Origin of the sequence: Arthrobacter sp. FW306-2-2C-D06B, assembly GCF_021789175.1 — a bacterium.
Taxonomy (GTDB): domain Bacteria; phylum Actinomycetota; class Actinomycetes; order Actinomycetales; family Micrococcaceae; genus Arthrobacter.
This window is the reverse complement of the sequence record NZ_CP084560.1, coordinates 3150876-3173520: the sequence shown is the minus strand read 5'-3', so window position 1 is coordinate 3173520 and position 22645 is coordinate 3150876. Positions and strand designations below refer to the sequence as shown.

At 63.8% G+C, this 22645-nt stretch carries 20 protein-coding genes; 11 read left to right on the top strand and 9 right to left on the bottom strand.

All coding sequences use genetic code 11. From position 1 onward, the window contains the following. Position 1 precedes the first annotated feature (1 nt). Positions 2-1039 (top strand): hypothetical protein, encoded by a 1038-nt coding sequence (locus LFT47_RS14775; protein ID WP_236811917.1) that lies wholly within the window; start codon positions 2-4, stop codon positions 1037-1039. A gap of 15 nt (positions 1040-1054) precedes the next feature. Here LFT47_RS14775 and LFT47_RS14770 read toward each other — a convergent pair whose 3' ends face one another. From LFT47_RS14770 to LFT47_RS14745, 6 genes are read right to left on the bottom strand one after another with little or no spacing between them, the layout of a single operon-like run. Further along, positions 1055-1789, bottom strand: coding sequence for a DUF4166 domain-containing protein (locus LFT47_RS14770; RefSeq protein ID WP_236811915.1), 735 nt, complete (start codon positions 1787-1789; stop codon positions 1055-1057). Positions 1790-1842: 53 nt separating this feature from the next. After that, positions 1843-3135, bottom strand: coding sequence for a DUF58 domain-containing protein (locus LFT47_RS14765; protein WP_236811913.1), 1293 nt, complete (start codon positions 3133-3135; stop codon positions 1843-1845). Positions 3136-3175: 40 nt separating this feature from the next. Continuing rightward, entirely contained in the window at positions 3176-4219 is a 1044-nt protein-coding gene (locus LFT47_RS14760; protein WP_236811911.1) for an AAA family ATPase, read from the bottom strand. A gap of 41 nt (positions 4220-4260) precedes the next feature. Further along, complete coding sequence (locus LFT47_RS14755) at positions 4261-5430, bottom strand: DUF4350 domain-containing protein (protein ID WP_236811910.1); 1170 nt, start codon at positions 5428-5430, stop codon at positions 4261-4263. Beyond that, entirely contained in the window at positions 5427-6113 is a 687-nt protein-coding gene (locus tag LFT47_RS14750) for a DUF4129 domain-containing protein (protein ID WP_236811909.1), read from the bottom strand. Before LFT47_RS14750 ends, LFT47_RS14755 begins: the two co-directional genes overlap by 4 nt. Then, a complete protein-coding gene (locus tag LFT47_RS14745) occupies positions 6110-7372 on the bottom strand; it encodes a hypothetical protein (RefSeq protein WP_236811908.1) in 1263 nt (420 codons plus the stop codon). The genes LFT47_RS14750 and LFT47_RS14745 overlap by 4 nt, the downstream gene beginning before the upstream one ends. 176 nt (positions 7373-7548) lie before the next feature. Between LFT47_RS14745 and mtrA the strand changes: the two genes are divergently transcribed. The 7 genes from mtrA (at position 7549) to secA (ending at position 17991) form a co-directional block, all read left to right on the top strand. Beyond that, positions 7549-8223 (top strand): MtrAB system response regulator MtrA, encoded by a 675-nt coding sequence (mtrA, locus tag LFT47_RS14740; RefSeq protein ID WP_236811907.1) that lies wholly within the window; start codon positions 7549-7551, stop codon positions 8221-8223. A 103-nt stretch (positions 8224-8326) separates the two neighbouring features. Next, positions 8327-10186, top strand: coding sequence for an MtrAB system histidine kinase MtrB (gene mtrB / locus LFT47_RS14735; protein ID WP_442863473.1), 1860 nt, complete (start codon positions 8327-8329; stop codon positions 10184-10186). A gap of 53 nt (positions 10187-10239) precedes the next feature. Continuing rightward, entirely contained in the window at positions 10240-11901 is a 1662-nt protein-coding gene (locus tag LFT47_RS14730; RefSeq protein WP_236818607.1) for an LpqB family beta-propeller domain-containing protein, read from the top strand. A 143-nt stretch (positions 11902-12044) separates the two neighbouring features. Next, on the top strand, positions 12045-12950 hold the full coding sequence (locus tag LFT47_RS14725) for a ComF family protein (RefSeq protein ID WP_236811905.1): 906 nt from the start codon (positions 12045-12047) through the stop codon (positions 12948-12950). A gap of 162 nt (positions 12951-13112) precedes the next feature. Further along, positions 13113-13838, top strand: coding sequence for a ribosome hibernation-promoting factor, HPF/YfiA family (gene hpf, locus LFT47_RS14720; protein WP_234748144.1), 726 nt, complete (start codon positions 13113-13115; stop codon positions 13836-13838). 32 nt (positions 13839-13870) lie between these two features. Next, positions 13871-15112 carry a winged helix-turn-helix domain-containing protein gene (locus LFT47_RS14715; RefSeq protein ID WP_236811904.1) on the top strand — a complete coding sequence of 414 codons (1242 nt, stop codon included), beginning with the start codon at positions 13871-13873 and terminating at the stop codon, positions 15110-15112. 134 nt (positions 15113-15246) lie between these two features. Beyond that, the gene (gene secA, locus LFT47_RS14710; RefSeq protein WP_236811903.1) at positions 15247-17991 is read left to right on the top strand and encodes a preprotein translocase subunit SecA; all 2745 of its coding nucleotides are present in this window, start codon (positions 15247-15249) and stop codon (positions 17989-17991) included. A 136-nt stretch (positions 17992-18127) separates the two neighbouring features. Here the strand turns inward: secA and LFT47_RS14705 are convergent, their stop codons facing one another. Together LFT47_RS14705 and LFT47_RS14700 are read right to left on the bottom strand one after the other, a co-directional pair. Continuing rightward, entirely contained in the window at positions 18128-18640 is a 513-nt protein-coding gene (locus tag LFT47_RS14705) for an Rv3235 family protein (RefSeq protein WP_236811901.1), read from the bottom strand. A 69-nt stretch (positions 18641-18709) separates the two neighbouring features. Continuing rightward, entirely contained in the window at positions 18710-19495 is a 786-nt protein-coding gene (locus tag LFT47_RS14700; RefSeq protein WP_236811900.1) for a LysM peptidoglycan-binding domain-containing protein, read from the bottom strand. Positions 19496-19649: 154 nt separating this feature from the next. Here LFT47_RS14700 and LFT47_RS14695 point away from each other — a divergent pair, with 154 nt between their 5' ends. After that, positions 19650-20222 (top strand): hypothetical protein, encoded by a 573-nt coding sequence (locus LFT47_RS14695; RefSeq protein ID WP_236811898.1) that lies wholly within the window; start codon positions 19650-19652, stop codon positions 20220-20222. A 45-nt stretch (positions 20223-20267) separates the two neighbouring features. Here LFT47_RS14695 and LFT47_RS14690 read toward each other — a convergent pair whose 3' ends face one another. Further along, positions 20268-20483 carry a helix-turn-helix domain-containing protein gene (locus LFT47_RS14690; protein WP_059387549.1) on the bottom strand — a complete coding sequence of 72 codons (216 nt, stop codon included), beginning with the start codon at positions 20481-20483 and terminating at the stop codon, positions 20268-20270. A gap of 153 nt (positions 20484-20636) precedes the next feature. Here LFT47_RS14690 and LFT47_RS14685 point away from each other — a divergent pair, with 153 nt between their 5' ends. Together LFT47_RS14685 and LFT47_RS14680 are read left to right on the top strand one after the other, a co-directional pair. Beyond that, a complete protein-coding gene (locus LFT47_RS14685) occupies positions 20637-21281 on the top strand; it encodes an SAF domain-containing protein (RefSeq protein ID WP_236811895.1) in 645 nt (214 codons plus the stop codon). Further along, on the top strand, positions 21278-22591 hold the full coding sequence (locus LFT47_RS14680; RefSeq protein WP_236811893.1) for an AAA family ATPase: 1314 nt from the start codon (positions 21278-21280) through the stop codon (positions 22589-22591). The genes LFT47_RS14685 and LFT47_RS14680 overlap by 4 nt, the downstream gene beginning before the upstream one ends. The last annotated feature ends 54 nt before the right edge of the window (positions 22592-22645 follow it).

Genomic DNA, 22645 nt, shown 5'->3' with positions numbered 1-22645 from the left:
CGTGGCCGCCGAAACCGCGCAGAACCAGGTGACCGCCACGGCATTGGGTCCTTGGCCCGGAACGGATCCTGCTGAGGCCGCCCGGATCATCCGCGGCGAGCTGGGCAGCCCGCACCTGCCGTTCCTGGCCGAGCTTCCGGACCGTGGGGTCGGCTCGGATGCCCTCGGCCGGACGGCATCCCTCCTGGTTGAATTGGCCATCGATGTGCAGCCGCACGGCTGGCGCCTGGTTGACCGCCCAGGTAAGGACCTCCGGCGTGCGAAGTCCGCCCTTGCTACGGACATCAACGTCCTGGCCGACGTTGCCGGCTCGGAAGAATCCTCCGCCGAGGAACTGAAGATCCAGTTGCGCGGACCGCTGAGCCTTGCGGCGGGCCTCTACTTGCACAACGGGGAACGTGCCCTTCTTGACTATGGTGCCCGGAGGGACATTGCGGAGTCCTTGGCGGTCGGCGTCGCTGAGCACATATCCCGCGTCCGCGCTGCGGTGCCCGGCGCCGGGATAGTGGTCCAGCTTGACGAACCGGACATCTCCTCCGTGTTGGCCGGCACCATTCCCACGGCGAGCGGCTACCGCACCCTGCGCTCCATCCCGGGCGAAGAGGTCACGGGCTCTTGGCGCTTGGTGATCGACGCGCTGCGGGCCGCAGGAGTGGCGGAGACCGTGGTGTCCGTTCCCGAAATCGAAGCCCCGATCCAGCAGATCCTGTCGTCCGGAGCGGACGGCGTCGCCCTTCCGCTCAAGGCACTCACCACGCGCCAATGGGAACAGATTGCCACCGCGGTGGAAGCCGGCAAATGCCTGTGGGCAGGTGCTTTGCCCATCGAGAATCCGCGGGCAACCCTGCCACGCACCGCCGGACTTGTGGACACCGTCTGGCGGCCTTGGCGCCAACTCGGCCTACCGGCGTCGAGCCTGGGGGCCGTGCGCGTCACGCCCTCGGAGGGGTTGGCCGGGTTCTCGCCGTCGGGAGCCAAAGAGGTTCTGAACCGCCTGACCCAGATTGCGGACGGGCTGAACCAGCTCGCGCTCGGCTAGCCTCCTGCGGGCCTTCTAGACGCGCCGTTCCCAACGGTCCGGCTCGGCATAGCGGGGGAGCCCGACGGCGGCGGTGGCGCTCCGCGCAGGCGCGGCGCCATCCGTCGGGGGTAGCGAGGGCGCCAAACGGTAATCGAAAGAGCCGGCGTAGACCAGGACCAGTCCGACGTGTGGCTGAAGCACCTTGACCTGGATCCTGTGCTTGCCTTCCGCCCCGTCCCACCACTGCTCCGCGTAGGCCTTCGCGTCAAGGGAAGCCGGCAAAGCGAGCCTCAGCGGACCCAGGAACAAACGTGAGGCGCCCGAGACGCCGCGAAGCCGCCCCTCGGGTGTGACATCCAGGTCCAGTGCCGTGGCAAGCCTGCGGTACCGGCCCACATAGTCGACCAGGCGCGTGCCGCCGTCGTTGGTAGTCTCCGCAACAGTGGTGTCATGGAACAGCCGGGTGTGCCCGGGAAAGAAAATTTCACGCCGGGCCGTGAGGCTGGACCGTCCGAACGGATCAAGGTGCGCATGGTTTTCGATGCGGAACGGGATGCGCTCGCCGTATTCGGGGAAGAAGGCCTCTTCCCCTGCGACCGTGGCGAGGAGGGGTCGGAGCCATTTCTGCCGGCAACCGACCACGTCGAAGACGCCCTCGCCGATTCCGTAGGATCCGGAGCCTGGGGCAAGGGAGAAATAGTCCTGGAGCTCGGGCTGCAACTGACGGAACTGGCTGCCCAGGGCCAACTCGTAGATGGGTGTGCTCATGTGCTTTCCTCGGATTCCGGGTTGTTGATATCTGGACTCGGCGCGTTGCAAGGCTACAAGCGGCCCGCTGCCTTCAGTCGAATGTACGCATCCGCCAGGAGCGGCGGCAGTTCCAACGGCTCGGCGTCGACTACCTCCGCGCCAAGCTGGCGCAATTGGGCGCTGACGGCCTCACGGTCCAGCAGGGCACGTTCGGCCGCCGAGGCACGGAAGACCTGGCTCGCCGTCGTGCGTTCTTCCTTCATTCGGCCCAGCAAAGGGTCCCGGACCGATCCGAGCAGAACCACGTGCTGCCGGACGAGTTGCGCCACCAGGGGAATGAGTCCTTCCTCGGGGGCGCCGCTGTCGAGCGAGGTCAACAGGACCACGAGGGAACGGTGCGCGGAAATGGCCCTTACCTGGGCCGGGACCTGGGCCCAGTCCATCTCGATGAGTTCCGCCTCAAGGGGAGCCATGGCCTGGACCAAGGAGCCGAGGAGATTGCCTTTTGCTGCTGAATCGACGCGCCCGCGGACGCGCCTGTCGAAGGCGAAGAAGTCCACGCGGTCTCCGCCTCGCTCAGCCAGCACTGCCAGCAGGAGAGCGGCCTCCATCCCGGTGTCCAGGCGGGGCTCGTCGTCGATTCGGGCTGCCGCCGTGCGCGAGGTGTCGAGCATGATCACGACGCGGCGGTCCCGTTCGGGGCGCCAGGTCCGGACGACGACGGCGGTGCGCCGGGCGGTCGCCCGCCAGTCGATCGAGCGCACATCGTCGCCCCGCACGTAATCGCGGAGTGAATCGAACTCCGTGCCGGCCCCGCGGATCTGCACGGCCGCTCTGCCGTCGAGTTCCCGCAGTTTCCGCAGCTTGGACGGCAAATGCCGCTTGGAGCGGAACGGCGGCAGGACGCGAAGACGGCCGGGGAGGGAAACAGTACGTTGCCTGGCAGCCAGGCCAAGCGGGCCAAAGGAACGAAGCGTAACGTGCGGTGCCGTCAGGTCGCCGCGCCGAGTGGGCCTCAGCCGTACCGACATCCGCCGCCGCTCACCAGCCGGGATCTCGATGCGTTGGACGGGGGCGACGGTCCCCGCGGAGGGCTGCCAGGCGTCACGCACCATTCCGCGGAAGGTCCGCCGATTGCCGTTTTCCAGCGTCAGAGCGGATTCCGTTTCCGCGTGCAGGGTGACATTCCCGGGATCCTTCCGCTGCAGGGCGATCTTGGCTGGCGACGCGGCCAGCAGGAGGTCGGACACCACCAGGGCCAGCAGCATGGCGGAGGTGAGGAGGACCGTGCCCCAGGCGGGAAACAGCAGCAACGGGGCCATTGCGGCGAAAACCAGCAGCACGAAGCGGCCTGTGATCGCCATTCAGGGCCGCCCGAAATTGAGAGTCACGAGCTGCGGCCAATCAGCGCGGCACGGGAACAGAGGCCAGGATGCTGCCAAGGACATCATCGACGTTCACACCGTCCATTTGGGCTTCGGGTCGAAGACCCACACGGTGCCTCAAACACGGCAGGGAGAGTGCTTTGACGTCGTCGGGGGTGACGAAGTTGCGTCCGGACAACCATGCCCAGGCACGCGAGGTGTTCAGCAACGCAGTGGCGCCCCGCGGGGAGACTCCCAGCTGGAATGACGGCGCCGCCCGCGTCGCCCGCACGACGTCCACGATGTAGCCGAGAATCTCGGGGGCCACTGTCACTCCGGCCACCGCGTCTTGGGCATTCTGGAGTTCGGCGAGGCCCGCTACCGGCCGGACTCCCGCAGCCAGCAAGTTCCGCGGATCAAAACCTTCCGAATGCCTGCGGACCACTTCGATCTCCTCGGCACGTCCGGGCAGCGGCATGGAGAGCTTGAGCAGGAAGCGGTCCAGCTGCGCCTCGGGCAGGGGATAGGTGCCCTCATATTCGACGGGGTTCTGCGTGGCGGCAACAATGAACGGCGATGGCAAGGGCCGGGAGACTCCGTCCACCGATACCTGGCGCTCCTCCATGGCTTCCAGCAACGACGCCTGGGTCTTGGGCGGCGTTCGGTTGATTTCGTCCGCCAGCATGATGTTGGTGAACACCGGTCCTTCGCGGAAGGTGAATTCCGAGGTGTGCGAGTCGTAGACCAGCGAGCCGGTGACGTCACCCGGCATGAGGTCCGGAGTGAACTGGACGCGCTTCGTATCCAGGCTCAACGCAGTGGACAAGGCCCGTACCAGCAGGGTTTTGGCGACGCCCGGAACACCCTCAAGCAGTACGTGGCCCCCGCAGAGCAGCGCGATGAGCATGCCAGTCACCGTTGCATCCTGTCCGACGACGGCCTTGCCCACTTCGTGACGGACGTCGAGCAAGGCTTTGCGGGCAGGGTCGGACCGCGTAGCTCCTGGCGCTGGCTGCCCCGGCGACGCCGGTCCTCCCGCGTAGCCATAGCCGCCGTCGGTGTAGCTGTCTGCTTGATTGCTCATTGGCTGATTGCTCTGGGCTTGATTGCTCTGGGCTTGATTGGTCATGGGGCTATTGCCTCCTGCTCGAGTTTTTCGATGCTTTGTGCCCATTGGACAAGTTCTGGCTCGGTGCGTGGCCGGTGGTCCAGCAGTAGCATCCGCAGCTCCTGTGCCGGCCGGTTGATCTTTCGGGACGCGGCATCGAAGACGGCATCTGCGCCGGCCTCGGGGCCGAGCCGGAAATGCTTGGCGAGCCTGGTCAAAGTGCCGGCCCGGAGATTGTCGGCCGCCCGGCCGACAGCGCGGGAATCCTGGTAGAGACGGGCGCGGCCTTCGGCGGTCTCAACAGCCTTGACCACTACTGGCAGCGGCTCGAACACCAGTGGCCCAAGCCGCCTGCCCCGCCACAGCACAGCGAGCAACGCGACCACCGCCAACCACAATCCCAGGAAGCCGACCCACGGTGGCGCCAATTCATCCAGCGTGGGCGGTGTGCCATCATTCGGTACGTCACCGAGGCCCGGGAGATACCAGACGAGATCCGATGTTGGCCCGAGGGTCCGGAGGGTCAATGCTGCGTTGCCCTCCACCTGCAGGAGATCGTTGCTGAGAAGGGCTGTGCTGCCGAGAACCACCAGCCGACCGTCCGCGCTCGCCGCGTACATGCCGCCGTCGTTGCTGCTAGGCCGGTAGCAGGTAGCCTCGGCTCCTGCGTAAAGGAATGCGTCCTTGCCGGAGACACGCCCTGCAACAAGTGGATCCGCTTGCCCGCACCCTGGTTCCAAGGTCGACGTCCCGTTGGGAACGACTCCGGCGTTATGGATGTCGCGGCCCAGCCCGGTCAGGGTTCGGAGGCCGGGAGCCACGACCACGACGCGCGTGGCCGATTGCTGCAGCCTGTGCAACTGGGCGGAATCGAGATATCCATTGCGGTCATACAACAAGACGGTGGCGCGTGGCTTCCCGGCCAGCAACGAGGTTGTCGTCGCGAAGGAATCGGACTCCGTGACCGCGACTCCGTGCCGCCGCAGGATTTCGGCCGCGGCCATGCCGCCATCCGGAGCGGCATTGCGGGCAGACAGGGGTGCCGTGTCCGAGTTCGCGGGGGACTGGGCCATGGTGACAGAGCCGAGTACCACCACGATGGCCCCGATGATGATCCAGGCCATGTGGCGGTGCAACCAGCCCGGCAACTGCGCGGACCATCGGACTGTTTGAGTGTCCGCTGTCACCGCGGCACCGCCAAACCGCTGGCGGACTGCCCTGCGAAATCAGGTCTCATGGCCAATAGTTCGTTGTCCAATACGAGCACGGCAGCATGGTCGGAAGCGGTGGCGGTGGCCCTCCCGTATTTCACGCCATCAAAAATCCTGGCCGCATCCTCAAGCCGCGAACTGGCTGCCCCGAACGCGCGCCCCAATTGGGCAGCCGCCTCGTCCGCCGTCCGGCCAGCCTGGGTATCAATGACTGCCCGGTCCTCCGCAGAGCGAACCACAGCGCGGAACTGTTCGACGACGGCGGTTTGCCAGTCCTCACGCCTTGCCGCGGCAGATGCCCGCGCGCGGAACGCGTCGGCATCAACTGTCGGCTCGCCGTCGAAAACCTTCGCCGACGTCTTCTTCCGTGCGTTGAGCCTCGGCCTGACAACTATCACCGCAACCACAATGAGGACCACGGCCAGGGCACCGATCAGCGGCACGCCGATATTTGCTCCGCCGATGGAATCGCCGTTCAGCGAGCGGAGCCAGTCGACAAACTGATTCCACATCTCATCGAGCCAACTGGGTTTGGCCGATGCGTACTGCGGCTTGGACAGTTCCTCGGCCGCCCACCGCTGGGCCTCGCCGCGATCGGGATCGACGGGAGGCTCGGAGGCGGCGAAAAGAAAGGCGAAGGGCGCCGATGCCGGGATCATCCTCTGGGGAAACCCTGAGCGGTGTTCGGCGGCCATGGTTGCGCACCGGCTTGACGTGCCCGGCGGCGGCCCGGAACGCCGTCGGGATCTTCCCCGGTCTCCAGAAGGCGGAGGAGCTCCACGTCCAGTCCGTCGCGCCGCATCCTCAGGTCCATGTAGATGAGGGCTGCCACGGAGGTTTGGAAGGCGAAGCCGACTGCACTGACGAGGACCCCTACCACCAGCGAAACCACCGCCAGGGCAATCGCCGTCGTCGTCACTTGCGAGGCGCCCGCATGGGGTGCGAACACAGAGGTTATTCCGCCGGCGGCCAGGCCCAGGGGGATCTGGATGACCTGTCCGATGACACCTATTATGAATGACACAAAAAGCGTGATTCCGAAGATCCGCCACCAATTCCGGCTCGTCAGGGTCCACGAGCGTCGAAGGCCGGCGAAGAGGCCGAGCTCTTCTATGGTGATGGCGGCCGGTGCCACCAACAGTTTCGTGTAAATCCAGGCATATACGACAAAGCCACCGAGTCCCAGCGGGAAAAGCAAAAGCAACCCGGCCGGTCCCAACCCGGTCAGAATGAGGGCAGCCAGCAGGAACAGGACCACAAAGAAGAGCAAAGATCCGGCAATGAGGAGGAAGGCAAATCCTACAAGGGGCCAGAGACGCGAGCGTGCCAGGGACCACATCTGCTTGAACCCGGTGGGCCGGTTCAACGCGGACCTGGCGACGGGGATGGCCATGACGCCCTGCAGGATGGATGCGAGAGCCAGGGCGAGCAACGTAATTCCCATAATCCCGGCAAGGGCGCCAAACACCGGGCCAAGATACCGGGTCGCCTCGGCTTGGCTCGCGAACCTTCCTCCGGCAGGAAGGTTCGCGAGCATGCCCAGTGCGGCCACCTCGCTCAATGCGCCGGTGATGGCCTGGACAATGAGGGCGGACCCGAACATGGTTTTGGCGTTCCGGCGGATGGTCTGGAAGGCGCCGTCCATGATTTCACCGAAGAAGAGCGGCCGGAGCGGCACGATTCCGGGTTTCGGGGGAGCCGCGTAGCGGGGCTGCCCATACGGCGGCGGACCGCCTGCCTGCCAGCTCGGATCGACCGGCGCGCCCCACGATTGCCCCGGATACTGTGGAGCGCCCCATTGCGGCGGGCTGCCCCATGGCGGCTGGGCGCCGGGTTGCGGTGCGCCCCATTGTGGCTGGGCGCCCCATGGTGGCCGCGGTCCTTGTTCGGGCCGGTAACCCGGATCGGGTTGTGACACGTTTTCCTCCCCAAAAGATGCGTCCGCGGCAATGCACGGACCCCGAAAGGGGCCGTTCGCACCAGCCTATAGTTCCGCCGTCGTGCCTCATAGCCCATTTGCTTGCCGGCTGCAGCGCGCCATGCCGTGATTGGGCTCAACGGGACAAAGGCTTGGGGATAAGGGAATATATAACTATGAAGGCACGCATCCTGGTAGTAGACGACGACGAAGCGCTGGCCGAAATGATCGGCATCGTGCTGCGGAACGACGGCTTCGACCCGGTTTTTTGCGCGGACGGCGGGCAAGCGCTGGAGGTCTTCCGGTCCTCAAAGCCAGATCTGGTGTTGCTTGACGTGATGCTGCCCGGATCGGACGGCATCGAAGTGTGCCGCCAGATCCGCGGGGAGTCTGACGTCCCCATCGTCATGCTCACCGCCAAATCCGATACCTCCGACGTCGTACGCGGCCTTGAATCCGGTGCTGACGACTACGTGCCCAAGCCGTTCAAGCCGGCCGAGCTCGTTGCGCGGGTCCGCGCCCGGCTGCGGCCGGGAGACCAGAAGGCGCCCGAGACCCTACGGATCGCCGACGTCACCATCGACGTGGCGGGCCACTTGGTGACCCGTGGCGGCGAGCGGATTTCATTGACGCCCCTGGAATTCGATCTCTTGGTCGCGCTGGCGCGAAAGCCTTGGCAGGTCTTCACCCGTGAACTGCTCCTTGAGCAGGTATGGGGCTACCGCCACGCTGCCGACACCCGACTGGTCAATGTCCATGTCCAGCGACTGCGGTCCAAGATCGAGCGTGACCCGGAAGCTCCTGAAGTTGTGTTGACGGTTCGTGGTGTCGGATATAAAGCAGGCGCCTGAGTCTTCCACCGGCGAGCCCGGCACTGACCAAGAGGCCCCGGCGGCCAAGGTCAAACATCCCGTTTCAGGACATCCTGTCCCGGAACACACGGACGCCCGGGCACTGAACCTCCCGTGGATCCTGGAGCGCGCCCGCATCTGGACCCGCCGCGCCCTGATCCTCGCACTGCGTGTCTCCCGCCTCGTAGTGACCGGACTTCGCCACATCCGGCCGGGTATCCGCTACTTGTGGCGCGCACTGCTGCGCCGCTGGCGCCGCTCGCTCGAATTCAGGACCGTCGCGGTGACGATCGTGCTGTCGATGGTGTCGTTTGCGGTGGTCGGCGCGTACCTCTCGAACCAAATAGCGAACAACCTGTTCCAGGAGCGTTTGAAACAAGCCGAATCCGAGAGCCGCTACTACGTCAAGCAAGTCCAGGACACCTTCGACGGTTCACAGGCCAACGACCAGTCAAGCGTCATCACCCTCGTCTACGACACGCTCAAAGCGGTGGAGGGCAACGGCTCGGTCATCCAGCGGCGATACGTCTTCGAAGCGATGCCCGAACAAACCAAGCCGCGCAACCGCTGGGTGGAATCGCGGGCCTCGGATCAGTTGACGGTCCGCGTCATCCCTCCGGCACTCCGCAAGTCGGTGCAGGAATCGGGCAAGGACCAGTACTGGGCTTCCACTGAGTTCCCCGTCGGCAACCAGGACCACCCTGGCATCGCCGTCGGAAACAAGGTCACGTTCAACGGCACGGTCTACGAGCTCTATCTCCTCTATGACCTTGATACCGCCCAACAAACCCTGGACGAAATCCAGAACGTGCTCTGGGCGGGCGGTGCCGCACTCATCCTGATGATCGGCGGTATCGCCTGGTATGTGACCAGGAACGTCGTGAGTCCGGTGAGCCACGCCGCCGTCGTCTCCGAAAAGCTGGCCGCAGGCCAGTTGCAGGAGCGGATGGTGGTCAAGGGCGAAGACGAGGTGGCCAGGCTGGGCGCCTCCTTCAACCACATGGCCGCGAGCCTGCAGGAACAGATTACCCAGCTCGCCACGTTGTCCCAGATGCAGCAGCGGTTCGTCTCCGATGTGTCCCATGAACTGCGGACACCGCTCACCACCGTTCGGATGGCAGCCGAAGTGTTGTTCGATGCCCGCGATGACTTCGACCCCATCAACAAGCGTTCCGCCGAACTGCTTTACAACCAGGTGGAACGCTTCCAGTCGTTGCTTTCGGACCTGCTGGAGATTTCGCGCTTCGACGCCGGGGCCGCCGTGTTGGACTCCGAACCTACGGACATCTTCCAGGTGGTTTCGCATGTCATCGACGGTGCCTCGCCCGTTGCCGCGGAGTATGGCTCCGAAGTGCGCCTTGCGTCACGGCACAAGCGCATCATCGTGGAAATGGACGCCCGCAGGATCGACCGCATCCTGCGGAACCTACTGCTCAACGCCGTCGAACACGGCGAGGGGAAACCTGTCCACGTTTCCGTTGCTGCCAACCAGGAGGCAGTCGCCATCTCGGTGCGTGACTTCGGCATAGGGATGACCGCGGCAGAAACCGCGCGGGTCTTTGATCGTTTCTGGCGCGCCGATCCCGCCCGTGCGCGGACCACGGGCGGCAGCGGACTGGGACTTTCCATTGCCGCGGAGGACACCAAGCTCCACAACGGTTGGTTGCAGGCCTGGGGGCGCAAGGGATCCGGTTCCAACTTCCGGCTGACACTGCCTCTCAAGAAGGGAGGCACCATCGTGAAGTCACCTTTGCAGCTTGAACCTGCCGAGATCCATCTACCGGGCGCCGCTCCTGAGCGCCAGATGCTCGTTCTGGATGCGGGCGAGCCGCAACTCGAGCGCGATTCAGCTGACGACCCGAGGGCTGAAGGCGCTCCGGCACTGCCGCCTGCTCTGCCTCCGGCACTGCCTCCGGCGGGCGACGACGAAGCCGACAAAACCCAAGGGGGGACGGCACCTTGAGTTCCCGACGCTCGTACCTGTTAAGGGCCCTGATCGCCGTTCTTGCGGTCCTCATGGTGGTCCTGAGTTCCTGTGCCCAGATCCCGCGGTCCGGCCCGGTGGGAAAGAGCAAGGACGAAAGCGCGGGCAACCCTAACGCTCCAGTCTTCTTCCCTCCGCCGCCCCACTCCGGGGCCACCCCGGAGTCGATCATCGAAGACTTCTATGGTGCAGGCAGCGGTTACGAAGGCGACTACGCCGTGGCCCGGCAGTACCTCACGCAGGCGCTGTCCGTCAGCTGGAAGTCCGACAAACGCACGCTCGTTTTCCGGAAGGCGACCGTCGTCAAGACCGGTGTGGAAAACGAGTTCAAGTACCAGCTGGACCTTGCCTACTCGGTGGACGCCGACGGCGTTGCGACACAGTTCCCGGAAGGAACCACCGAGACAATTCCGGTGACCCTGGAACAAGTTGACGGCGAATGGCGGATCTCGGCGGTCCCGGATGGCACCGCGATCCCGGAAGAGACGTTCAAAGTCATCTACGCGGCCCAGCCCATCTATTTCTACGACCCCTCGTTCACGTATGCGGTTCCGGATGTCCGGTGGTTCATCAAGAAGAACACTGTCAAGGCGATGACCAGCGCGTTGCTTGACGGTCCTGCGCCGTACCTCCAGGGTGCGGTCGTCAGCGCTTTTCCTTCCGGCATGAAGTTGGCCCGGGAGTCGGTGCCGGTAGTGTCGGGAGCAGCCCAAGTGGACCTTTCCGCGAAGGAGCTCGTGGATGCTTCTGCCGAGGACCGGCAGCGCATGCAAAACCAGCTGACCCTGACCTTCCGAAGCCAGCCGGACGTGGTGAACGTCCAGTTGCGGGCTGACCAGGATCTTGTCCGGGTGGAGGACAATGGTTCGGTCCTGCCGCCCGTGCTTGAGAAGAATGCTCCTGCGCGCCAAATCGCCGTCAGCAACGAAGAACTCGTGCGCTACGAGAACAACAGGGTCTCGGCCCTCCCGGACATGCAGCCGGTGGCCGGACTGAACCCGAGCAATCCGGCGGAGTCCCCGACATCCCAGGCGGTGGCCTTCCTCAACGGGGCCGGAACCACCTTGTATTCGATGATTCCCGGCCAACCCGCCCGCCAACTGACAACCCGGACCACGCTGAGCCATCCCTCCTTCAGCCCGCAGGACTGGGTCTGGACGGCGGGTCCGGGAGCCAACGGTGCCACCGAGGTCGCGGCGTTCAAGCCGTCCAACGTTCCCCAAGGCCAGCCCGTCCCCACCGTGACGATGACGCCGCCATGGTTGGCAGGACGTGTGGTGAGGGACTTCCGGATATCCCGTGAAGGGACGCGCGCGCTGGTGATTTCCGAGATGAACGGCAAGTCATCGGTGCAGGTGACCGGTATTGTCCGCAATCCTGACGGGACCCCCAAGGATCTGACCGCACCGATAACCTTGTTCGCTTCCGCTCCTGTTGATCAAGGGGTCTGGGTCAATTCCACGACAGTCGCGGTGATGAAAGCCTCGTCGACCGAGAACGTGGTTCCCGAGCTGTTGTCCTTGACCTCAAGCCAGCCGCAGCTGTTGCCTGCGTGGCCGAACCTGACGACTATCAGCGCGGGCAATGGGCCGGAGCAGATTTTCGGACAGTCGGGCGCAGGCGTGTTCCAACGAGTGGGCAACGGCTGGGAATTGCAACTCAAGGGCCCGGTGGACCCCTCCTTCCCGGGCTAGTCCCCACCGCCTCCCTAACCTCGCTTCGCTCGGCCAGGGAACCCTGGCGGCGTGGGCCCAAGTTCCGACAACGTCGCCACTTGTTCTCCACATAGCGCGGTTGGGGAGTGTTGGTCACGGGCGAGGAGCCGGATGCTTGGAGCATGGGTACTGAGAGCCGTCGCCGGGTGCGTGACCCTGACCTCACTGTCCTCCCCTGTGACGGCGCGCGCCATCGGGGAGTCCATCCTGCCCGACTGGCGAGGCTCGCGCAGGTCGCTGGCGAAGCCTTCGTCGAGTTGCTGGCCGTTTTGGCCCCGGTGGAATGTGTCTGCTGTGGTTCCGAGGATTCGGCGCTCTGCGGCACTTGTGCACGGCGCCTACGCCTGCTGTGCACCCGTCCATTCCGTGCTGAAGGACAGGCGCCAGCCTTGCTCACGGTGCACGGGGACGTGATACTGCCCGTTGTTGCGGGAGGACACTATCGGGACGAGCTGGCCCAGGCCTTGCTTTCTTTCAAGCACCTAGGCCAGGGACGGCTGGCCTCGGTGCTCGCGCCTGCACTGGGCAAGGCCATTCGGTCTGCCGTAGGAGACAGGGCCGACATCTGCCTCGTACCAGTTCCCAGCAGCAACGCGGCCTTCCGGCGCCGCGGCTTCAGTCCGGTCCATCTCTTGCTCGGCCGCCTGCGGTGCTTGAACGCCTTGCCTGGTCTGCACGTGGCGGATGCGTTGAAGAAGGCGCCCGGGTTTGGAATCCGAAGCTCTGGAAACCGGGGTGCGGGAAACGGGCAAAAGGGCTTGGGCCGCGGAGAGCGTGCGCGCCGTGTCCGCGACTCCATGACCGTCCGCCTCTTACGCAAAGGGTCTTTGGAGGGTAAGCCATGCGTCATCGTCGACGACGTCCTCACTACGGGTGCAACCCTCGCCGAAGCCGCCCGGGCTATAGCGGCGGCCGGAGGCGTGGTGTGTGGGGCGGTGGTCCTTGCAGCCACCCGGCCGCCGGCCGGTAGCGATCTTCCTACGGACGGGCTGGACGCGGCCACCAGCACCGACTCAAACAAAAAATAAGTGACGAAAGGATGAATTACCAGTGGCGATGAACTAACGTCGGTTATGGGTACCAAGAACAGATGTACCTGTCGATAGCGGCTCGGAAAGGGGCTCGACTGTCCGTCAGACCAGCCCCGAGAAGCGCCGTTATCGTGTCACCTGAGTTGTTTGGAGGGCACCATGGAGTTCATGATCAGCGGCCGTAATCTGACCGTTTCGGATCGCTTCCGCGAGTATGCCGGCGAGAAGATATCAAAGATTGAATCGCTTGGGGATAAGGTCCAGAGGGTTGACGCAAAGGTTTCAAAGGAAACCAACCCGCGCCAGACACCGGGCCAGCTCACGGTGGAAGTGACAGTTCTGGGCCGGGGCCCTGTGATCCGGGCCGAAGCGAGCGCCGCTGACAAGTTTGCCGCCTTTGATCTCGCCTATAGCAAGCTGCTGGAGAGACTCCGCAGGGCCAAGGACCGCAAGAAGGTCCACCACGGCCGCCACACCCCCAAAGCCGTTCGTGAGGCTACTGCGACGCTTGAGCCGGCCAGCGCGAGCGAACCCATTTACGTAGAGGCCAGCAACCACCAGGAGCCAACGACGCCACCGGTGGAGACCTCGCCCTACGACGTCGACAACGACATTCCGGCCGGTGATTCCCCGGTCCTGATTCGTCGCAAGGTTTTCCCCGCCGCTTCGCTCACCCTTGATGACGCGGTGGACAACATGGAATTGGTGGGCCACAATTTCTACCTGTTCGTGGACAAGGAAACCAACACGCCGTCGGTCGTCTACCGCCGCCGTGGCTGGACATATGGAGTAATCACTCTCGACTCCACATGCGAACCAGGAGACGAACCCGTGGAGGAAAAGATCCACGCTTACCGTTCGAATGACCAGGCAGCCACAGCCTAGGCCGCATTCGTATTTCCCATGAAAGGACTGGCATGGCCGCTTCGCTGAGCCTGTTGCAGGCACGGCGGATTGCATTGGCAGCCCAAGGACTGGACAAGGAACGGCCCACCGGCCCCGTGACTTCACGGACGGTGGGCCGTACCTTTGCCCGCCTCCACGTGGTGCAGATCGACTCCGTCAATGTCCTCTCACGCAGTCATTACCTTCCATTCTTCTCAAGGCTCGGCAACTACGACCGAACCATCCTTCATGCGATGGCCGGGAGAAGCCCGCGGCGCATGATGGAGTACTGGGCGCACGAGGCGAGCTTCATCCGCCCGGAACACTTCCAGGATCTGTTGCTGTGGCAAAACCGTGCATGGGTAGGCGCGGCCCACTTGGAAAGCGGAATCCGGGAGGACATGGCCAACCGGATCCTTGGCGCGCTCGCCACCGGGCGCCCCATGACTGCCGCTCAATTGACCGCGCATCTGGGGCACCAGGAAGACCGGCAGCACGATAACTGGGGCTGGAATTGGAACCTGGTCAAAAGGGTTTTGGAGCATTTGTTTGAAGAAGGGCTCGTGACGGCCGCGTCGAGGACAGAGCAATTCGAGCGCCTGTACACGCTGACATCGCGGGTTCTGCCGCCGGGACTGGCTGCCGTCGTCGCTCGCCGAGGTGCGCTCCCGGACGGTGCCTCCGATCTGCCGACGGCGGCCATGGACAGGCTAATCGACGCCGCAGCCCAGGCCCATGGCATCGGAACAATCCGTTGCTTCGCCGATTACTTCCGGACTCCAGTGAAGGCCGCTGCGGCATCGATCGACAGGCTTGTTGCCGCCGGGCGCCTGGAGCCGGTCATGGTGCGCGGATGGGACCGGGCTTTGTACCGGCATGTGGACGCCCGGCTTCCCCGGTCCGCCACGGGCCGCGCGCTGCTCAGCCCGTTTGATTCACTGGTCTTTGAGCGTAGAAGGCTCGAAGAGTTGTTCGGCTTCCATTACCGGATCGAAATCTACACGCCCGCGGAGAAACGCAAGTTCGGCTACTACGTGCTGCCTTTCCTCCTCCGGGACGCTGTGGTCGCGCGCGTGGATCTCAAGGCCGACCGCTCGGCCAAACAGCTTCTGGTGCGTGCCGCCCACGCGGAGCCGGACGCCCCGGCGGACACCGCCGTCGAACTTTCTGCTGAGCTGCGGCTTATGGCTGAGTGGCTGGGGCTCGACGACGTCGTCGTGTCACCTATGGGCGATCTCTCGTCAGCGCTTGCCTCGGCAGTGGCCCGCGGCTGAGGTCCAGGGGTCTCCGGCAGCGGCCTGCGGGCGACTGCGCTCCGCTCTCAGGGAAACGGGGCCGCGGGGCGTTGGTCTCTCCCGTAGACTGAAACCGCCAGAATTCGGCAGCTTGAGACTGGGAGCAACTTTACGTGGCATCACTTATCGAAAAACTTCTCCGCACGGGTGACAAAAAAACCCTGAGGCAACTGCGGACCTATGCCGATTCCATCAACGCCCTCGAAGACTCCTTCAAGACCTTCTCCGACGCCGAATTGCGCGAGGAGACGGACAGGCTGCGTGCCCGTCACGAGGACGGCGAGAAGCTGGACGATCTTTTGCCGGAGGCGTTCGCAGCCGTGCGTGAAGCTTCCTCCCGCACCCTCGGGATGCGCCACTTCGATGTGCAGCTCATGGGTGGGGCCGCTCTTCACCTCGGCAATATCGCCGAAATGAAGACCGGTGAAGGAAAGACCCTGGTGGCCACCGCTCCGGCCTTCCTCAATGCCCTGACCGGCAAGGGCGTGCATGTCGTTACAGTCAACGACTACCTCGCCGAATACCAGTCCGAGCTCATGGGCCGTGTGTATCGCTTCCTTGGCCTGAGCAGCGGTTGCATCCTGTCCAACCAGGATCCCGAAGTGCGCCGCCAGATGTACGCGGCGGACATCACCTATGGCACCAACAACGAATTCGGCTTCGATTACTTGCGCGACAACATGGCGTGGGACAAATCTGAGCTCGTGCAGCGCGGCCACAACTACGCGATTGTCGACGAAGTGGACTCCATCCTCATCGACGAAGCCCGTACCCCGCTCATTATTTCCGGTCCGGCCCAGGGCGACACCAACCGCTGGTACAGCGAGTTCGCCAAGGTTGTGCAGCGTCTCCAGACTGAAATCGACTACGAGGTCGACGAAAAGAAGCGCACTGTCGGTGTTCTCGAAGCCGGTATCGAGAAGGTCGAGGACTACCTCGGCATCCAGAACCTCTACGAATCCGCCAACACCCCGCTCATCGGTTTCCTGAACAACGCCATCAAGGCCAAAGAGCTCTTCAAGCGGGACAAGGACTACGTCATCCTGGATGGCGAGGTCCTCATTGTCGACGAACACACCGGCCGTATCCTTGCCGGACGGCGTTACAACGAAGGCATGCACCAGGCGATCGAGGCCAAGGAAAACGTCGAGATCAAGGCTGAGAACCAGACTCTCGCCACAGTGACCCTGCAGAACTACTTCCGCATGTACTCCAAGCTCTCGGGCATGACCGGTACCGCCGAAACTGAAGCAGCTGAGTTCATGAGCACCTACAAGCTGGGGGTGGTGCCCATTCCCACCAACCGGGACATGCAGCGCATCGACCAGTCGGACCTTGTGTACAAGAACGAAATCGTGAAGTTCGAAGCCGTCGTGAAAGACATCGCGGAACGGCACGAAAAAGGGCAACCCGTGCTCGTCGGCACCACCAGCGTGGAAAAGAGTGAATACCTTGCCAAGCTGCTTGCGAAGGAAGGCATCCGGCACGAGGTTCTGAACGCGAAGAACCACGCACGGGAGGCCGCCATTGTCGCGCAAGCGGGACGCAAGGGCGCTGTCACGGTCGCTACCAACATGGCCGGCCGCGGTACTGACATCATGCTGGGCGGAAACGCCGAGTTCACGGCCATCGCCGAGCTGGCGAAGCGGGGCCTGGATCCTGAAGAAAACTCGGAGGAGTACGAGGCCGCGTGGCCGGAAGCGCTCGAAGCAGCCAAGCAGGCAGTCAAGGACGAGCATGAGGAAGTGCTTGAACTTGGCGGGCTGTATGTACTGGGCACGGAACGCCACGAATCCCGTCGAATCGACAACCAGCTCCGTGGCCGCTCGGGCCGCCAGGGTGACCCGGGCGAGTCCCGCTTCTACCTCTCGCTGACCGATGACCTCATGAGGCTCTTCAATTCCGGCGCCGCCGAGCGCCTGATGAACAGCTCCGTACCGGACGACATTGCCCTCGAATCCAAGCTTGTGTCCCGTGCGATCGCTTCGGCACAGGGCCAGGTCGAAGGGCGGAACGCCGAGCAGCGCAAGAACGTCCTCAAATACGACGACGTCCTGAACCGCCAGCGTGAAGCCATCTATGGCGACCGCCGCAGGATCCTTGAAGGCGACGATCTGCACGAAAAGGTCCAGTTCTTCCTCGAAGACACCATCAACGCCCTGATCGACGCAGCGACGGCGGAGGGAACCGGCGATGATTGGGACTTCCACCAACTGTGGACCAACCTGAAGACGCTGTACCCGGTAACCGTCACGGCCCAGGACATCATTGACGAAGCCGGCGGCAAGGCCCGAGTGTCCGTTGAGTTCCTCAAAAACGAGATCCTTTCGGACGCGCAACTCGTATACAAAGAGCGGGAAGAAGCCATTGGCGCCGAGAACATGCGCGAGCTTGAACGGAGGGTTGTCCTCTCGGTCCTCGGACGCAAGTGGCAGGAACATCTCTATGAGATGGACTACCTCAAGGAAGGCATTGGCCTGCGCGCCATGGCCCAAAGGGATCCGCTGGTCGAGTACCAGCGTGAAGGATTCACCATGTTCCAGAGCATGATGGAGGCCATCCGCGAGGAGAGCGTTGGCTTCCTCTTCAACCTGGAAGTGGAAGTAACGCCCGCCGAAGACGTGGTGGTGGTGGACGGCAGCCCTGAAGGCGGTCACGTGGAACACCACGATCCACAGATCCGCGCGGCCGGGCTCGAAGCCCCGGAAAAGCCTGTTCAGCTGCAGTACACGGCGCCGGGTGAAGACGGAGCGAGCCAGACCCGCGTTGAGGGTAGGGCCTCGGGTCGCTCAGGCAACCCCGCCAAGGCTGCCGCCGATGACAGGCAGCGCGGATCCAACAAGAAGAAGCGCCGCTGACATCTCGATTGCCTGACGCATGTAGCTGACGCCGCAACCGCCGGACGTGTCCAACGAACGGATGCCTGCAGCAAAAACGGAGAGGGACCAGAACACCCGTTCTGGTCCCTTTCCGTTTTGCTGCTTTTGGGCCCCGTCAGCCGATTTCGAGGGCCGTGACTTTCCAAGCGCCGTTGCTCTCTTCCAGCCTCATGGCTACTGCTCGGGAGCGGAGTTCTTCCGAGACAACCAAGCTGGCCTCGTACACTCCGTCGTTTACAGCGCAGACACGCACGGAGCGGACCATCGGACTTCGGTGAACGCGGGGTTGCCCGCTTTGGGAGTTGGCAGCATGGGCTCGCGTCAGTGCTGCCCGGTGTTGCAGCGCGCCGAGGCATCCGGGGTCCAGGGTCCGTGAGAGCTGTTGCACCGGCCGGGTACCGGCAAGGACTTCGACCGCGGCTTGGGCGATGCTGCGGGCCAGTGCGCGGATTTCGCCGTCGAGGCTGCGGATCTGGGCCGCTTTGCGGGCAGAAGAGGGCCCCCTTCCGGATGGCCCGTCCGTTCGGGATTTGGCCGGGGGTGACGCCACGATTGAACGGGAGGCAATCGACGAAGTCGCCTGGACGATTGCATTGGGCAGGCTGTGGACGGCTGGTGATGCGCTCATGTGCTTCCTCGGTGACGAATCGCTGGTTGACGGCGGGTGATGGTAGTTCGGATGGTGGCAGCCCGAGTGCTAGTTGGGCGGTGGTTGCAGGATCTGACCCGGGACAAGGAAACCCGGGTCGTTTCCGATCACGTGCCTGTTTGCGGCGTACCACTTCGGCCAGTGGAGGGCGACGTCCACGTCGCTGGCCATAGGCCCCAGCTGCCGGGTAGCAATCGACCACAGTGAATCTCCCCGCTTCACCACCACTTCGCCTTGATTTGGCGACGCCGGCTGTTCCGCGGCGCGCTGCGGCCCGGGACCCAGAAGCCCCGGCTCGGCGACAGGTGCGCGGGGTTGCCAATGGGGGTCGATCTCCGAAGAACTGGACTCAAGCGAGGGCACGACTGGGAGGTGGGGAGAAGGACTGGAGGAGGGTGTCCATTGGGCAGAGATGCCGCCGGAAGGCGTTGAGCCGTTTGCCGGGCTCCACGCTGGTTCAGACTGTGCCGGAGACGCATTCGCTAAGGGGATTCCCACGAGACTCAGGCCCAGAATTGCACCAGCCAGTCTGACCATGAAGGCAGGGCTGAGTTTGGCGGTGGCACTCGCGCAGCGATCCTTTCCCGCTTGCCGGAGAAGCGCGGCCGCCATTGCCAAGAGGAACGTCGCGATCCACCAGGCTCCGATCGCCAGACCGGCGGCAGTTGCGATGACTCCCAGGAGGTCTTCGAACGTGGGTTCCTGGAGTCGTCCTGCTGCGGAGTGCCATCGGTCGACCAAGATCAGTCCAGCGACAGCGAGCAAAAGAGCGAGCACAAGGATGGTCGCCGCCATCGCGACATCGTTCCGAACGGGTTTGTTCGTCTGTTCCATGGGTTCCCCTTACCCAATTGATGCCATTTGATGTCATTTGATGCTGTTTGATAGAGATTTATTTATTTTGACCACAAAGAGTGGGATTTGTCTAGCGGTCTGGCGTCGATGACGAAAGATTGACCATTGAGGGGTGCCCGCTTACGCTGACGCAATGCGTTGGGATGCTCTGTTTGAAGACATGGAGGCACAACTGGCCTCTGAACGATTGCTGGGACTTGAATCCGAAATTTCAGAGCGAGCCCGGGTGGAGCTGGCCGGAATCGAGGTCTCCGACAGGCTACGTGGAGCAATCGGCCAGAAGATCGATGTGACGCTCCGGTCCGGTACGCAGGTGTCCGGGACGCTTAGCCATGTCGGCAGCGAATCGTTGGTCCTCGACGAAGGTCGCCACCAGTGGTTGGTGCCTGTCACGGCTGCATTGGCGTATGAGGGCCTAGGACGGCAAGTGCGGCCAGGTCAATCGAAGGCGTCGCAGCGGCTTGGTTTGGCCAGTGCTCTCCGAATGCTGGCCCGCGACAGGGCAGAGCTGGCGGTTCATCTGCTTGAGTCGGCGCGGGCGGAGCGGACCATGCGGGGCGTCATTGATCGCGTGGGCAAGGATCACTTTGATCTCGCCGTCGTGTTGCCGGGCGAAGTCCGCCGGTCGCGAAACGTCGTGTCTGTGGCGACAATTCCGTTCCAGGCCCTTGCCGCGCTGCGCTCATTGCGGGGCCAGGACTTCTAGCCCGGCCAACCTCCCCGCCGGCGCAGCCTGGGGCGGTGGCAAAGATCAGGAGGACTTGGATTTGGCCTCTTGGATGATCCTGCTCGCCTCGGCGTAGCGTTCCTCGATGTACTGCTCGAGCATCTTCTCTTCGACGCGCCACTGGCCCCTGCCACCCACTTGGATCGCCTTGAGCTCTCCGCTTCGCACGAGCGCGTATGCCTGCGGCGAGTTGATCTGAAGCTGTTCGGCGACATCAGCGAGGGTGAGGAATCGGGGCATGCATCCATTTTGCCACTGTTCGACCCAGTTGCCGGGGTTATCCACAGGTTGACGTAATTTGGGGCATTTAGCTTTCGGAAGGAACGCCCTTCCAGTCAGAATAAAGGCCACCGAACGTCGACGCGGACAAACTATGCAAACGGGGGAGCAAGGATGGGTGTAACTACCGCGGCCGCTGCAGCGCGGCTCAAGAAACCGTCATGGAGGGATCCGCGACTATTGGTGGGGATTCTCCTGGTCTTGGCATCGCTGGCTGGAGTCATCGCCCTCGTTGGAACCGCGGACCGTACCACTCAGGTCTATGCGGCGCGCGAGTCGATTGCCGTGGGCCAGAAGGTCAGCAAGGACGATCTTGCGATCGTCAAAGTCCGGCTCGACGACGTTGAGTCCAGTTACCTGACTCTGGCTGACGGTCTGCCCGAAGGTAAAGTCGCCGTTCAGAGAATTGCCAAGAACCAACTCATCCCGCAGGAGAGCCTGGGGGCCGCCGACTCCCTGGACCGCAAACCGGTGGCGATCGCGATCCAGGAATCACTGCCTTCGCAGGCTGTGGCAGGATCCCGCGTTGACGTCTGGGTAGCACACGCCGACGCCCGGAACGGTTTCGGCACGCCGCAGTTATTGTTGCCGGGTGCCGAGATCGCCCAGGTCACGGAGGGCGCCTCCACCCTCGGAGCGTCCAAGGAGAAAGTGGTTCTGGTCCTGGTGACCGATGAGCAGATGCCGAAACTTCTTGGAGCGCAGGCGAACAAAGCGAAGATTGCCGTGGTTTGGAATCCGGGCGGTGCCGGCAAGTGAGTATCCCGGTTGTCACAGTCGGGCAGTCCCGTGAGGATCTGGTCGGGGGACTCGAGCGGCTCCACGGGCCGGTGACGGTGGTGCGTCGGTGCGGTGAACTCGCAGAACTTCTGGCCGCTTGCCAAAGCGGTCTCGCGCGCGCGGCGGTCATCGCCGAAGGCGCTGAGGAATTGACGGCGTCGCTGGTCGACCGGCTGGCGGCTGTCGGAGTCTCCGTTGTTGCACTGAGCGATGACCCGGAGGAATCGGGCCGTCTGCGGAGCATCGGCGTCGTGACCGCGTCGCTGGATGTAGATTCGGCAACGCTGGCTTCCAGGATTTCCGATGCCGTAGGCCAGCTGCCCGGGCAGGGAAGGCGACGCGCGGAACATCGGGATTCCGGGTTTGCGGACACCGGCGCAGAACTCCGTCCCACCGGCGCGGCGGATGAACCGGAGCGCATGCTGGCAGGCGCCGGCCGGATCATCGCAGTCTGGGGGCCCACCGGGGCACCGGGCAGGACTCTTGTGGCTGTCAACGTTGCCGCGGAACTGGCGGCTGAAGGCAAATCAGTGATCCTTCTCGATGCAGACAGCTACGGGGCCAGTGTCGCAGCATCGCTTGGTTTGCTGGACGAATCCGCCGGACTGGCGCAATCTTGTCGACTGGCGGACCAGGGATTGCTGGATGCTGACTCCCTCAAGCGGATCGCCGCGCCGGTCTTCGCCAAGGCCACGAGTTTCCGGGTTCTTACCGGCATTACCCGCGCGGACCGGTGGCCGGAGCTCCGGGCCGCCGCGCTTTCGTCGGTACTTGAACTCGCCAAGGCGATCGCCGACGTCGTCGTGGTCGATGCAGGTTTCTGCCTCGAAGCGGACGAGGAACTCAGCTTCGACACCATGGCCCCTCGACGCAATGCGGCAACCCTCCGCAGCATCGAACTGGCGGACACCGTTTACGCCGTCGGCGCGGCCGATGCGGTCGGGGTTCCGCGACTCGTACGTGGCCTCGCCGAGCTTGAACGGGCAGTCCCGCATGCGGCTCCCCGCGTGGTATTGAACAAGGTCCGGGCCGCATCGGCTGGCCGCTCACCCGAACGTGAACTCCGCGAGGCATGGGAGCGGTACGGCCCCGGTCATGGCATCGAGGTATTCCTTCCATCCGATCCTGAAGCGTGCGACGCTGCCCTGTTGTCCGGCGCTGTGCTCTTCGAAGCTGCGCCCGAATCTGCATTGCGGCTCGCAATCGCAAAAATGGTCTGTGCACCCGTCCAGCAAAATGGCAAATCCTCTGTCGTTTATTCCAGAGCAAGGCGTCGTCTAAAGCGTTAGGCTCGCCATGTGGGCTGCAAGGACGCAGCATTTGAGATGTGATGGAGGCGTTTG